Raw genomic sequence first — 14,846 nt, forward strand, 5'->3', positions numbered from 1 at the left:
TTTTGTATATAATACAATTTGTGAAAGTCTAACTTACTTCCCAATACAAAAATTAGAGAAAATATTCCCCAATAAATCATCAGTCGAGATTTCGCCTGTGATTTCTCCCAGGTGGTGTAGGGCTTGGCGAATGTCCATAGCAAGAAAATCACCTGTTATGTTCATGCCTAAACCATTCAATACATCATCAAGGGATTCTTTCGTTTTCAGCAAACTTTCATAGTGACGCACATTGGTGACGATCGTATCTCCGACTTTGAAGTCCGGCAGGTTTACCTTGCGTATCAATTCTTCCTTAAGATCTTCTATGTTTATCTGTTTGTCAGCGGAGATGAACATCCAGTTGTGGTCGTTTGCTTTCAGTTCATCGATGATTTTTGGGTCCGCTTCATCTATCTTGTTGCCGACAGGAATGAACGGCTTGCCTAAGTTTTCAAGCCTGTTAACTTCTTGAAGAATCTCTGTGATATTGTCAGTGATCAAATCAAACAGATAAATGATCAATGAAGCTTCTTTCATCTTGGCTTGCGTTCGCTCCACGCCAATAGCTTCCACTTTGTCGTCGGTCTGGCGAAGTCCGGCTGTGTCGATAAATCTGAAAGTTACGCCTTCGATATGCAATTCGTCTTCGATAAAATCGCGGGTTGTGCCGGCGATATCGGACACGATGGCTTTTTCTTCATTCAGCAAAGCGTTGAGCAAAGTGGATTTTCCAGCATTGGGCTTGCCGGCGATCACAGTAGGTATGCCGTTTTTGATGACATTGCCCAGATCAAAACTTTTGATCAGTTTGTTGATAACGTAAAGCAATTTGTCCACAAGCTGTTTCAAATCGTCGCGATCCGCGAATTCCACATCTTCCTCGCCAAAGTCAAGTTCCAATTCAATCAGCGAAGCGAAATTGATCAATTGCTCTCTAAGCTGCTTGATCTCATTGGAAAATCCTCCACGCATCTGATTCAGCGCCGCTTGATGCGAAGATTCAGAGTCGGAATGTATCAAATCAGCGACAGCTTCCGCTTGCGCCAAATCAAATTGTCCGTTCATGAAAGCACGCTTGGTGAATTCTCCCGCTTGGGCAGGTCTTGCGCCTTCTCTTATCAATAATTGAATAATCTGCTTGACGATATATTGGGAGCCGTGGCAAGAGATTTCTATCGAATCCTCTTTGGTAAATGAATGCGGAGCTTTGAACAAGGAGATCAATACTTCGTCCAGTATCTTTTCGCCATCCCTGATCGTTCCGAAGTGAATGGTGTTGGCTTCTTGCTTAGTTAAATCTTTTCCTTTAAAAACTTTGTTAACCAACTCGACGCAGCCTTTGCCCGAAAGCCTGATCACAGCTATAGCGCCTATGCCTTGCGGCGTGGCAAGTGCGATGATGGTGTCCTGAGAGTTTAAATGATGTATACTCATGATCTTAGTTTCATTGTCAATATGGACATCGGGGTACGTTCGATGCCCAAACTCAATGCAAAGGTAACATCATTAGCATCAATAAAAAAAGCTGATCGAAATCAGCTCTATGTATTTGCGGGTTATTCCAAGAAATATCTTATTAATTCTTTATTTCAAGTTTGCAATAAGTTTTTCAGGTTCTTGAAAGCCAACGATATTTTTGATTCTTTTCATGTTGCTGTCCAAAACGACCAAAGTAGGATAGCCTGTCACTCCGAATGTCGAAGTAAGCTGAGGTCCATTGGTTTGAGCGCCTTGAAAGTCAAACATCTTTTTTTCTTCCGCATTGAGTTTGACAGCGTAGTAGTTGTCATTGATGTAAGCGGCCACATCATCATTGGAGAATGTTTTTTTGTCCATTACTTTGCACCAATAGCACCAAGTAGTGTACATGTCGATGATGACTTTCTTGGGATTTTTTTTCGATAACTGCTCAGCTTCGCTTAGAGTTACCCATTTGATTTTTGAAGGAGTTGCCTCATCGTTCTTTTCATTTCCTCCTGCGAAAGCGGCGCTTGTGCTTGCTAAAAATAAAATTAACAGCAAAAAGTGTATTTTTCTTTTCATGTTGATTTTGGTTTATGTTGTTCGCTCTCATGTTGAAGCGAAAAGCTATGCAACTTGATTTTGAGCTAAAAAGGTTTTAATAACTCTCATTCTAGTCAAATTTTTTTAAAAAATGAAATAATGGGTGTAAATCTTTTTTTAAAGCTTATTTATTTTTGTTTATGAATGAACGGGTAATGTTATTATTAATATTTATTTAATTTTTCTAATTATATGTTTTAAATTTTTCCTTATAGTAACATTTATTTCCTATTAATTCAATATGATTTCTTATGCGAAAGAAATGATAATTTGATAAATTTTGTTGTGATTTATTGAAGAGTTCATAATCTAGTTGTGTTTTTGGGCTCTAAAAAATGCGTGATTTTATGCAAACGTTTGCTTTTATTTTTAGGTGAACTTGCTGGGATTTCTTTTTTCTTTTGAATGGTAATTGGCAATTTAATGAAACCATTGCGTTGGATTGATGGGAGGAGACTTTTTAATAATCAGAATTATGAGATTACCATTATTAATATTCACAGGGTTAGCGCTGGCGTTTTCATCTTGCCAGTCGGGTGATAAGAAAGAAGAGAAAAGTGTTGAAAAGAAGGTAGCGGAAACGCCATTTGTATGGGAAAATGCGAATGTCTACTTTCTATTGACGGATCGATTTGAAAACGGGGATACTTCCAATGATATCAATTTTGGAAGAGACAAGGAAACCGGAGTCCTTAGAGGCTTTGAAGGTGGTGACATTGCGGGGATCACTAATAAAATCAAAGAAGGATATTTCAATGACTTGGGAATTACCGCTATTTGGATGACGCCATTAGTAGAGCAAGTGCATGGAGACGTGGATGAAGGCACAGGAGCCACTTATGGTTATCACGGTTATTGGGCGAAGGATTGGACGAATTTGGATCCTAATTTCGGAACAAGGGAAGAGTTGGCCGAAATGGTGAAAGTCGCTCATGGCAAAGGTATAAGAGTTCTTTTGGATGTGGTCATCAATCATACTGGACCTGTTAACCCAATTGATCCCGCGTGGGAAGATGAGTGGGTAAGATTGGATCCGTCTTGCAAGCATGATAATTATGAGAATACAGTATCATGCGCCTTGGTGGATAATTTGGCCGATATCAGAACTGAAAATAAGACTGAGGATGTCAAGTTGCCGGCGGAGTTAGTTAAAAAGTGGACCGTAGAAGGCCGTTTGGCTAAAGAAGTGGCAGAGCTTGACGCATTTTTTGAAAGAACAGGATATCCAAGAGCCCCTAGATATTATATCATCAAGTGGTTGACGGACTATATCAGAGATTATGGCGTTGATGGATTCAGAGTCGATACCGCGAAGCATACAGAAGAAGATGTATGGACGGATTTGTTTGAAGAAGCCAAAAAAGCGTTTGCTGAATGGAAGAAGTCGCATCCAAATGATATTATGGATGACAATGAATTCTATCTAGTTGGAGAAGTGTATAATTACAATGCGAATAATGGCAGAATCTATGACTTTGGCGATCAGCAAGTGGATTACTTCGATCATGGATTCAAAAGCTTGATAAATTTTGGTTTCAAATACGATGCTCAGAATAGCTATGAGTATTTGTTTAATAAATATGACAGCTTGTTGGAAGGACCTTTGGCCGGCAAAAGCATATTGAATTATTTGACTTCGCATGACGATGGACAGCCATTTGACGAAAAAAGAGAGAAGCCGTTTGAATCTGCTAATAAATTATTGCTTTCACCAGGCGCTGCTCAAGTGTATTATGGCGATGAGACGATAAGAAATTTGGTGATAGATGGAACCGTAGGCGATGCTACGTTGAGATCTTTCATGAACTGGGATGAGTTGAATAACGGAGCTTTGAGATCGGGGATTAAAGTCGAGGACGTCTTGGCTCATTATCAAAAGTTAGGACAATTCAGGAAAAATCACCCTTCAATAGGAGCAGGGAAACATCAGATGATTAATGAATCGCCATATTACTTTACCAGAAGCTGGCAATCAGGTTCTTTGGAAGACCAGGTTTTGGTTGGATTGGATTTAGCCGAAGGAAAGAAAGTTGTCGATGTTGATGGAATTTACAACAATGGCGATAAGTTGCATGACGAATATTCAGGCATTATCACAGAAGTGAAAAATGGACAAGCGATATTCGATACGCCTCATGCTTATCTGCTGATATCAAAAAAATAGAGGATTACCCCATAGTTATGTGTTTATAGTTGGCCTGAGGGAGTTGCTTGCAATTCTTTCAGGCCTTTTTGCATATACTTTTTTCTCTCTAGTTTAAGTTATATTGCTTAGATTAAATTGTAACTTAACTTTGCATTCACTAATTTTATTATATTGGTAATGTGCTGATAATATAAAATAAAAATGAAGCTACGAACGGTTATCGAGGAGTTTGACATAGAAAGCAAGATTGACTATAGCCAAAGCTATGTTTCTCTAGGCTCATGCTTTTCAGCGGAAATCGGTAATATGATGAAAGAACGCAAGTTTGACACGCTTGTGAATCCTTTTGGAACGGTATACAATCCATCTTCAATATGCGAATTGATCAGGCTTAGCCTGCGCGGAGAAATGCCTGCTTCGGATACTTACTTGCAAAAAGACGATGCGCAGGTGAACTTCAAGTTTCATTCGGATATCAAAGGACTGACAAAAGAGGAATTGGAACATAGTATTCAAGCTTCTTTAACAAATGTTGGCGAACGTTTGAAATCTTCAAACTGGTTATTTCTTACCTTTGGAACAGCATTTGTCTATAAGCGGATAAAAAATAACGATATTGTGGCGAATTGTCATAAGCGACCTTCAAAGGAGTTTGACAGAGTGTTGTTGCCTGTTCAGGAAATTGTGGGAGAAGTTTCAGAAGCCATTGCGATGATCAGAGCTGAAAATCCTGATCTTAAAGTTTTGTTTACGGTAAGTCCTGTGAGGCATGTTAGGGATACTTTGGAAAAAAACAGCCTGAGCAAGTCTATTTTAAGAGTCGCAGTAGAACAGTTGATTTCCACGCATTCGAAGTGTTTTTATTTCCCTTCGTATGAAATTATGATGGATGATCTTAGGGATTACAGGTTTTATAAGGAAGATATGATTCATCCTACAAAACAAGCCGTTAAATACATTTGGGATGCATTTTTGAACGCTTTAGCTTCAAAAACCATCATGAGTCAAATTTCGGAGGTTGAAAAAATAAACGCGGGTTTGTCCCATCGTCCGTTTAATCCGAACACGGAGAGTCATAGGAAGTTTTTGAAGAAGTTATTGGCAAAGATCGAGACTTTTAATGTCGAAGGTCTGGATTTTACAGATGAAATCAAGCAAATAGAAATTGCTTTGGAAGAAATATGAAAAAAGAAATTATATATGATTTGCGATCCGGCAAAGTGCTTCGAGTGACAAATGCTGACGGATCGATTAGTTTATTGTTTTCAATGAAGGTGGCAAGAGATTGTATCAATTCATTGGGGATGAATGGTAAAGAACCTGATTTTCAAGAAATATTGTTGGCTGAAATGGGCCAGCTTCAAAAATATATCGCCAAATTTCCCGATGTAGCTTGGGATTTGATGGAATTTTCGGAAAAGCCGTTGAGTATTTTATTTCATCCGTTGCAGAATATTCCAGATGGAGTGCAGCTAAAGGAGAATTTGTTCTTTAGATGGGTGAAAAAAGGAGATTTGCATCAGATGATTTTTAATCTTGGCCAACCTGTTGTTCATATAAAAAGCAAAGTTCATAATCTTGAAGCTTTGGAGGCTTTGAAGCAAAGTGATAAAGTTATAGATTTGCAGGCTAATGAAATTAGTCTAGACGCTAATCCAAAGCTAATGCGTTTGGAACCGGACGGAGGCTTTGAATTTTATAACTAGGAGAAGAACAAAGAGGGTTTGATGAAAGATTTTAAAAAATATCTTGACAATCATAATATATTTAAGGTGCTCCAAAGGTGCGCCGATAGTTTGGAACTTGAGACATATGTCATCGGTGGATATGTAAGAGATTTGATACTCAAACGAGAGTCAAAAGACATAGATGTGGTCTGCATAGGCAGTGGTATCGCTTTAGCGGAAAAGTTCGCTAAGGAAATGGGAAATGTCAATGTGAATGTCTTTAAGAATTTTGGAACGGCAATGGTCAAGACCGATGACTGGGAAGTTGAATTTGTGGGAGCTAGAAAAGAGTCGTACAATAGAAATTCCCGCAAGCCAATAGTCGAAGATGGAACGCTGGAAGATGACCAAAATAGGAGGGATTTTACTATCAACGCTTTGGCAATTTGCTTGAATGAAGCAAGGTACGGTGAGTTGGTGGATCCTTTCAATGGAATGGAGGATATGAGAGACATGACCATCAAGACTCCTTTGGATCCTGATATAACGTTCTCTGACGATCCTTTGAGAATGATGAGAGCCGTAAGGTTTGCTTCGCAATTGTACTTTGATATAGAAGCGGATACGTTTGAAGCTATCATCAAAAATGCCGAAAGACTGAAAATCGTTTCGCAAGAAAGAATTTCGGACGAGTTGAACAAGATCATCATGTCCAAGACTCCTTCTTACGGTTTCAAGCTACTTTATCATTCCAAGCTCCTTGAGCAGTTCTTTCCTGAAATGATTGCTTTGCAGGGAGTGGAGAAGAAAAATGGCAAAGGACACAAGGATAATTTTTACCATACATTGGAAGTGCTGGATAATATTTCCCAGAAGACGGACAATTTGTGGTTGAGATGGGCGGCGATATTGCATGACATTGCCAAGCCGCCGACAAAACGATTTCATCCCAAATCGGGCTGGACATTTCATGGGCATGAGGAGATCGGAGCTCGTATGGTTCCTAAGATCTTCAGAAGAATGAAGTTGCCCTTGGGAGACCAGATGAAATATGTGCAAAAATTGGTGAGATTGCATTTAAGGCCTATTCCTTTAGTGCAGGATATCATAACAGATTCGGCCCTGAGAAGGCTTTTGTTTGATGCTGGAGATGATTTGGAGGATTTGATGAAGCTTTGCAGAGCGGATATTACTTCCAAAAATGATCAAAAAGTGAAAAAATATTTGAAAAATTTCACAGTTGTTGAGCAAAAATTGAAGGATGTAGAGGAAAGAGACCAAGTGAGAAACTTTCAACCTCCTATTAGCGGTCAGGAAATCATGGAGTACTTTGGCTTGGAGCCTTGCAAGACGGTGGGAGAAATCAAAGATGAGATTAAAGATCACATCTTGGAAGGAAAGATTACCAATGATTATGAACAGGCCAAGCAATTAATGATCGAGCTTGGAAAACAGAAGGGAATAGAAAAAAGTTGATTTTTTATATAAAACATATTTAATGGTATAATGAGAAAATTAGGCATATTGATTTTTTTGATCAGTTTATTAGCTTGTCCTTTATTTTCAAATGCTCAGGACAGCAATGTTTCAGATGATTCAACTCAAATCGGAGGGAATCCTTTTTATTTTTTGGCTCAACAAAAATACCTTCGTGCTGTAAAGTATGGAGATCCTGAAGTGGCTAAGGATGCTTTGTATGATCTGGTGACTATTGATCCCGGCAATGATTCATTGCTGTTTCAATTAGGATATTTGTATTACGAGCAAGGGCAATTATTTCCGGCAGTATTTGTCATGAATGATGTGTTGGAAGTTAACCCTAGGTACAATGAGGCTAGGGAGATATTAGCTGTGTGCTACAGGCAAGCTGGCGCATTGGACAAAGCGGTTGAGTCTTACGAAAAGTTGTACTTGGACACTTATGATTTGAATGTGCTTTACAACCTTACAGTAGCTTTGTATGATTCCAAAAGGTACACGGAGGCAAATAGCTACTTGGATACATTGATCGGCAGTGATGGATTGGATGGCAAAGTAGTATTGTATAATTCGACTGCAGGAGGCAATCAAGAAGTGCCGATGAAAGCGGCAGCGTATTATTTGAAAGGCATGGTGGCTTTGGCTCAGGATGACAAGGCTAAAGCGAAATCTGAGTTTGACAATGCGCTTCAAATCATGCCTGATTTTGAGCAAGCCAAGGAAGAAGCAGCCAAACTGTAAACTATAATATGTCGCTATGAGATTAAAAAGGAATAATGATCGTAAAGTTATCGCAGGTGTTTGCTCGGGCATTGCAGATTTTCTAGGATGGGATCCGCTTTTGGTTAGAATTTTATATGTATGTATTTCAGCGATGAGTGGTGGTTTTCCGGGCGGTTTGATTTATGTTGTTTTGTGGTACTTGATGCCTAAAGAATAACTAAATTATTGAAATGAAAATATTTACAACTCCAAGCATTGTCGAGGCAATTCTTGGAGTTTTTTTTTGAACATTTCAAAAATAGAAATCTTACAATGTAGAGGGAAAAATTATATGATATGATTATGCCCTAAAACATGATAAAGAGCATAGGATACTCGAAAAGCAAGTAGTTATTTTGCAAAAGTTTGTGAGAGTTTCAGATGTTGTATCTGGGAGTGTTTTAATTATTTAAGTGAGATTTATGGATTTTACAAGTTTATTTCACACAGAGTATTTCGCCCTGTTCATGATTATATCCATAGGGATATTGATTGGACGTATTGAGGTAAAGGGAATATCTCTGGATGTTTCAGCGGTAATATTTGTGGCCTTGTTGTTCGGTCATTTTGGCATCACAATATCGCCGATTTTCAAAACTATTGGTTTGCTTTTGTTTATTTTGACCATAGGTATTCAAGCCGGGCCGGGATTCTTTGATTCCTTTAAGTCCAATGGTCTAAAATTGGTGATGATAGCGGGGCTTATAGTTATTTCAGGAGCAACAACAGCTACATTGTTGGCATTATTGATGGATGTGGATTTAAAATACGCTGTTGGTATATTTTCAGGCGCTTTGACCAGTACTCCGGGTCTTGCCGCCGCGATTGAAGCGACCAAAGGCTCATCCGAAGCTTCAATTGGTTATGGTATCGCTTATCCTTTTGGTGTGATCGGTGTTATATTGTTCGTTAGATTGTCTCCAAAGATTTTCAAAATTGACTTGAAAAAAGAGGCTGAGAAATTCAGAAACGAGTCTTCTTCTAATTTTCCGAAATTATTCAAAGTGAATTTTATCGTTGAGAATGAGAGGATTTTTGGCAAAACCTTAAAGGATCTTGACTTAAGAAGAATGACAGGAGCGAATGTTTCCAGAGTGAAGCATGGGGAAGAAATCTTTGTTCCGATGCCTGATACGGTATTGCATGAAGGCGATAGATTGAGGCTTGTCGGATCAAAAGATGCGATTCAAAGATCGGAGCACTTGATAGGAAGAGTTATAGAGGAAGAAATTCCAAAAAGCGATTCTTTTGACGTGGATTGGGTGTTAGTTACCAATAAAGCAGTGGTTAACAAGACTTTGGCGCAACTAGCCTTGTTGGAAAACTATAATGCGACAATTACGAGAATAAGAAGAGCAGGTATTGATATCACAGCTACCCCAAATTCCCAAATCAAATTTGGTGATAAGTTGATGGTTGTTTCGAACAGAACGAATACGGCTTCAGTAAGAAAGTTTTTGGGTGATGAGCCTAAGAAGCTTAATGGCGTTGACTTTTTGCCTATCGCGGCTTCATTGGTTTTGGGTATTATTCTTGGTAAAGTAGATATACCATTGTTTGGGAGCAGCTTTAAATTAGGGCTTACAGGAGGAGTGTTGATCGTGTCATTGTTGCTTTCTAGACTTGGTAAGACTGGTCCGATCATTTGGAACGTTTCAGGACCTGTGAATGCGACATTGAGACAATTCGGATTGTTATTGTTTTTGGCCGCAGTTGGTACATCAGCTGGCACAAGTTTGATGGAAACGATTGCTTCTCAAGGGCCAAAACTTTTCTTGATAGGCTTTGCGGCGACTATGGTGCCGATGGTGTTAAGTATTATGCTGGGTTATTATGTTTTCAAAGTTAATTTCTTATCGTTGTTGGGAGCCTTGACAGGTGGTATGACGAGTACGCCGGGATTAAGTGCCTTAGACCCAATGACTGACAGCAACGCGCCTTCGATAGCATATGCGACAGTTTATCCATTTGCTATGGTAATTTTGATTATTTGCGCTCAGATTGTAGGGTATTTGTCATTTTTATGATAAAAGTCTACAAGTCTAGCTAGATTAGTGCTTTTAAATAATCGTTGGTAGAATGTGTGCCAACGATTATTTAAAAGCATTTTTTTGTTAAAATAAATTTCAATCGAGTTAAAGACAAATACTTATACATCTGAAGTATGTTATATTTTTTTAAACAGTAAGAAGATTAATTGAATTTAAATAATGCTCTGGTTGATAAAATAATATCATTATTTGCAATAATTAACATTTTTTTTGCGTTTTTAAAACGGGGAAATCAGTTGATTATATTTGGAAATGATATTTTAATTTTTGTGAACTTATAGTCATGAATTTTCTATTCATTTTTGAGCTTGAGTAAGTTTTGCTTAATTAGCCTCTTGTCATTTTTTTCAAAAGCAAAGAATCCTTTTTACCAAATACGCATCAGTCTGATTCTATTACATTATTTTTAATCTAGTGCAAGATTTATGATTGATTCTACTAAGTTGTTTTTTCGTTTATCATTATTTTTTTTCGTTGTTTTCTTTTTGTCTCATACTGGCTATGGACAAATTAATTACAGCGTTTTTGGGCAAGTCATTGATGAAAACAAAGTTCCAGTAAGTTTTGCCAATATAGCGATCTATAATACTGCTGATTCTACGTTTTTTAGCGGTGTGGCTTCTGATTCGGAGGGAGTTTTTGAGCTGGGGAATTTAAAAAAAGGCGATTTTAACCTATGCGTGACGGCGGTGGGTTATGAGCAGGTTTGCAAACCTTTCATTATTAACGGTGATGTGAAAAGGCTTGATTTGAGCCAAATTGTTGTATTGGAAAGTGTCAAGGAGTTGGAGTCTATTGAAGTGGTAGGGCAACGTCAAGCGATTGAGAGAAAAATAGATCGACTCGTTTTTAATGTGGACAATACTATCCTGACAAGCGGTGAAGATGGGCTTGAGATTCTATCTAAAACTCCCGGAGTTATGGTGGATAGCGAAGGCAATATCAAAATAAATGGCAAGGGCGGAGTAGTTGTAATGATCAATGATAAGAGAAGTTATCTGACCGACAAAGAACTCTCGGATATGCTTCGAACAATAAATGCCGAAAATATCAGCAGTATTGAGGTGATTACCAATCCTTCTGCAAAGTTTGATGCGGAGGGGAGCTCGGGCATATTGAATATCGTGCTTAAAGAAATGAAAGAGAAAGGATATAATGGAAGCGTGTATGCAGGTATGAATCAAGGCCGTTACCCAGGAGCGAATGCAGGTGCTAACATTAATTTTATGAGCGGTAAATTTTCCGGATTTGTCCAAGCGGATTTCAACTTTAACGAAGGGTATTCTTCTTTGAAATTAGATAGAGAGTTTGGGAGTGACGAAAATCGGGAATTATTAAGTCAGGATACCTATATGCACTATCGATCAAATTCGCCTTCGCTGAGAGCTTCATTGGATTATTCACTTGACGAAAAAAATACTTTTGGAATAATGTTCAATGGATATACCAGAAACAATAGATTGTCAATAGAAAATGAAACGAATATCGCAGACCATAATCAAGAGCCAGTATCTAGAATTTGGTCTGACGCATACGGAAAAGATCGTTTCGACATGTATTCTTTCAATTTAAATTATATACATAGGTTTGATACATTGGGCCAAAAGATCACCTCTGATATTGATTATAGTAAGTTTGACAATGTGGAGGATATTCTTAACAGGAGCCAAGTTTTAGACCTTGAAAATGATAATGAGATAGAGCAGTCGATTAGCAGTCAACCTTATATTGTTGATATATTCACCGCTAAGGTGGATTATGAAAAGCCGATTGGGAATTTTAAATTAGAAACAGGATTGAAGTTTAGTCATTCTTTAGTGAAAAATGATGCAAGATTTGACTCATTGAAAAACGGAGAATGGGTGTTGGATAAATACCGAACCAATGATTTCACTTACGAAGAAACGATTCCAGCGGGATATGCTAATTTTTCAGGTCCGATCAGCGATAAATTATCTTTTCAAGCGGGACTAAGAGTTGAGCATACGATAACAAATGGACGATCGCGTCAAGAAAGCGATTTAGTGGATCGAAAGTATACTAGTTTTTTCCCTAGCGCCTTTATCAAACATGATGTTCATGAAGACCACTCGCTGAGCTATTCTTATAGTCGTAGAGTTCGCAGGCCAACTTTTGGTCAGCTTAATCCTTTTTTCTTTTATGTAGATCCGTTTTTAGCCATACAAGGAAATCCTTACCTTTTGCCTGAGTTTTCTAATAATGTGCAGGTAGACTATATTTTCAAGCAAAAGTACGCTTTATCGTTGTCTTACCATCATGCGACGGATGTATTGGGGCAATTGATGATTCAAGATGATGAGTCTAGAATGATGATTCAAACCAATGATAATTTGGATTTGAAACAGAACTTTTCAATTAATCTTAATGTGCCTGTAACTGTTGCGAAGTGGTGGGAAATGAATAACACCGTATCAATGTTTGGCAATCGATTCAAAACGGATAATGAGTATACATCATTTGATGAAATGCAAGTGAGTGTGTATGTGCAGAATATGAATACCTTCTTGATTTCAAAAACGCTCAAGGGAGAATTCACAGGGTGGTACGTGAGCCCTTCTATTGACGCGGGGATGAGAATAGAGCATATTTACGCTTTTAGCGTAGGTTTGGAAAAATCATTTTTTAAAGAGCAATTAAGCCTTAATGTAAAAGCGAGGGATGTGTTTCGTACTCAACAGTTCGAGTTTAGTTCCATACAGGACAATGTAGTGACAACAGGTCGTCAGACTTACGACTCCAATCGATATCAAATTACTTTAAGATATAAATTCAAGAAAGGAAGCAATGTTAACACTAGAAGCCGTAGCGAAGGAAATAAAGAAGAGCGAAATAGGGTGGAATAAATAGTGTGCCTGATAATTAGATTTTTTTAGTTATGGTTTGTAATTTGGTCGATATTTTAAAATATTTTTCAGCTAAATGAACTTTCAGAATAGCGCTCATGCCATTTTGAAAAATAAATTTATTGATCATGCTAGTTATTTTCCTGATTTCAGTGACTTTGTTCGGTTTGGCCTACCGCTTTTATGGAAGGTTTTTAGAAAAGATTTTCGATGTAGATAAAAATAATATTACGCCAAGTCATTGCGATTATGATGGGGTGGATCGTGTTCCTACTAAGTTGTCTGTGCTTTTTGGACATCATTTTTCCTCCATAGCGGGAGCGGGGCCTATTGTCGGACCAATTATCGCTGGATTGGCTTTTGGCTGGTTGCCGGCCTTGCTTTGGATCGTTTTGGGATCGATTTTTATCGGAGGTGTGCATGATTACGCTTCATTAATGGCTTCTATAAGACATCGGGCCAATTCGGTAGCGGAGATAGCGAAAGAATGCATGTCACCAATGGCTTATAAACTAATGTTATTGTTCATATGGCTTGCTTTGGTGTATATATTGGTAGTTTTTGTTGATTTGACAGCGACAAGCTTTGCCAATACTCCCGCAGTTGCGAGCTCGTCAAGTGTTTTTATCTTATTGGCGGTGGTATTCGGTTTATTGGTGTTTCGCAAAGGAATGTCCTTGGGCAAAATGAGTTTTATTTTTGTTCCGTTGCTGTTTTTGGGAATTGGATTCGGCATGATTTATCCCTTGCCGATTGAAGGTATCGCAAGCCAGTTGGGATTATCTTCCATTCAATTTTGGAGCTGTTTATTGCTATTGTATTGTTTGATGGCTTCCATACTTCCTGTGTGGGCGTTATTGCAACCGAGAGATTATTTGTCGTCATTTTTGCTTTATGGCGCTATACTAGGAGCCTTTATCGGGCTTCTCATTGGAGACTTTGAAATGAGCTATCCTGCATTTACCGACTGGACGACTTTGGATCAACGATCATTGTTTCCGATTTTGTTTATTACCGTGGCATGCGGCGCTTGTTCGGGTTTTCATTCATTAGTAGCTTCGGGAACGACATCAAAGCAATTGGACAAGGAAACGGATGCTAAACCCGTGGCTTACGGGGCGATGTTGGTTGAAGGAGGGTTGGCTGTATTGGCATTGTTTACAGTAGTAATGATTTCAAAGGACAGCGCGTTGACTTCAGCTTCGCCTTTGGCTATATTTGGATCAGGCATGGGAAATTTTCTAAATGCTTTAGGCTTGCCTCATAAAATGGGGGAGACTTTTGGCATACTGGCTGTGTCAACATTTCTATTGACGACTCTGGATACCTCCACGAGGTTAGGTCGTTATATTTTTGAAGAATTTTTCAGTCTAAAAGGAAGCGATAATGGCATGTTGATAGCTTCTTTCGCAACTTTGGCAATGCCGGCTATATTCGTTTTTGTTCAATTAACGGATGCTTCTGGTAATCCAATACCTGCATGGAAAGCTATTTGGCCGGTATTTGGCGCAACGAATCAGATGTTGGCGGCGATAGCTTTGTTGGTTGTGTATGTGTGGTTGAGAAGAGAAGGAAAACCAACATGGTTTATTGCTTTGCCATTGATTTTTATGCTCAGCATGACTTTGTGGGCGATTGTTCAATTGATATATTCAACGCCTTCCACTATGGTGGCTGGCATAGCTTCCATACTTTTATTGATGGCTATTGTGCTTGTGGTGGAAGCTATTCGATCTATGAGAAGGCTGGCGCTTTCAAATGTGTAGAATTTAAAAGTTTAAAAGCATGGGCGATTTGAAGTTTATTTATTCTTTATCAAATCGCTTATGCA

At 38.5% G+C, this 14,846-nt stretch carries 11 protein-coding genes; 9 read left to right on the forward strand and 2 right to left on the reverse strand.

Annotation, left to right across the window (positions count from 1 at the left end):
- Nucleotides 1-33: 33 nt before the first annotated feature.
- Together mnmE and AABK36_RS10585 are read right to left on the reverse strand one after the other, a co-directional pair.
- Nucleotides 34-1,416 carry a tRNA uridine-5-carboxymethylaminomethyl(34) synthesis GTPase MnmE gene (mnmE, locus tag AABK36_RS10580; protein ID WP_309939140.1) on the reverse strand — a complete coding sequence of 461 codons (1,383 nt, stop codon included), beginning with the start codon at nt 1,414-1,416 and terminating at the stop codon, nt 34-36.
- A 150-nt stretch (nt 1,417-1,566) separates the two neighbouring features.
- The gene (locus tag AABK36_RS10585; protein WP_309939139.1) at nt 1,567-2,025 is read right to left on the reverse strand and encodes a thioredoxin family protein; all 459 of its coding nucleotides are present in this window, start codon (nt 2,023-2,025) and stop codon (nt 1,567-1,569) included.
- Nucleotides 2,026-2,521: 496 nt separating this feature from the next.
- Here AABK36_RS10585 and AABK36_RS10590 point away from each other — a divergent pair, with 496 nt between their 5' ends.
- The 9 genes from AABK36_RS10590 (at nt 2,522) to AABK36_RS10630 (ending at nt 14,781) form a co-directional block, all read left to right on the forward strand.
- A complete protein-coding gene (locus tag AABK36_RS10590) occupies nt 2,522-4,210 on the forward strand; it encodes an alpha-amylase family glycosyl hydrolase (RefSeq protein WP_309939138.1) in 1,689 nt (562 codons plus the stop codon).
- Between the two features lie 183 nt (nt 4,211-4,393).
- Nucleotides 4,394-5,377, forward strand: coding sequence for a GSCFA domain-containing protein (locus AABK36_RS10595; RefSeq protein WP_309939137.1), 984 nt, complete (start codon nt 4,394-4,396; stop codon nt 5,375-5,377).
- On the forward strand, nt 5,374-5,898 hold the full coding sequence (locus tag AABK36_RS10600; RefSeq protein WP_309939136.1) for a hypothetical protein: 525 nt from the start codon (nt 5,374-5,376) through the stop codon (nt 5,896-5,898). Before AABK36_RS10595 ends, AABK36_RS10600 begins: the two co-directional genes overlap by 4 nt.
- A gap of 21 nt (nt 5,899-5,919) precedes the next feature.
- Nucleotides 5,920-7,335 (forward strand): CCA tRNA nucleotidyltransferase, encoded by a 1,416-nt coding sequence (locus AABK36_RS10605; protein WP_309939134.1) that lies wholly within the window; start codon nt 5,920-5,922, stop codon nt 7,333-7,335.
- A 30-nt stretch (nt 7,336-7,365) separates the two neighbouring features.
- The gene (locus tag AABK36_RS10610; RefSeq protein ID WP_309939133.1) at nt 7,366-8,079 is read left to right on the forward strand and encodes a tetratricopeptide repeat protein; all 714 of its coding nucleotides are present in this window, start codon (nt 7,366-7,368) and stop codon (nt 8,077-8,079) included.
- A 16-nt stretch (nt 8,080-8,095) separates the two neighbouring features.
- Entirely contained in the window at nt 8,096-8,278 is a 183-nt protein-coding gene (locus AABK36_RS10615; protein ID WP_309939132.1) for a PspC domain-containing protein, read from the forward strand.
- Nucleotides 8,279-8,522: 244 nt separating this feature from the next.
- A complete protein-coding gene (locus tag AABK36_RS10620) occupies nt 8,523-10,127 on the forward strand; it encodes an aspartate:alanine exchanger family transporter (RefSeq protein WP_309939131.1) in 1,605 nt (534 codons plus the stop codon).
- A gap of 449 nt (nt 10,128-10,576) precedes the next feature.
- Nucleotides 10,577-13,015 (forward strand): TonB-dependent receptor domain-containing protein, encoded by a 2,439-nt coding sequence (locus tag AABK36_RS10625; RefSeq protein ID WP_309939130.1) that lies wholly within the window; start codon nt 10,577-10,579, stop codon nt 13,013-13,015.
- Between the two features lie 128 nt (nt 13,016-13,143).
- Nucleotides 13,144-14,781, forward strand: a complete 1,638-nt coding sequence (locus AABK36_RS10630; protein WP_309939129.1) for a carbon starvation CstA family protein — start codon at nt 13,144-13,146, stop codon at nt 14,779-14,781.
- The last annotated feature ends 65 nt before the right edge of the window (nt 14,782-14,846 follow it).

Origin of the sequence: Aureibacter tunicatorum, from assembly GCF_036492635.1 — a bacterium.
Classification (GTDB): domain Bacteria; phylum Bacteroidota; class Bacteroidia; order Cytophagales; family Cyclobacteriaceae; genus Aureibacter; species Aureibacter tunicatorum.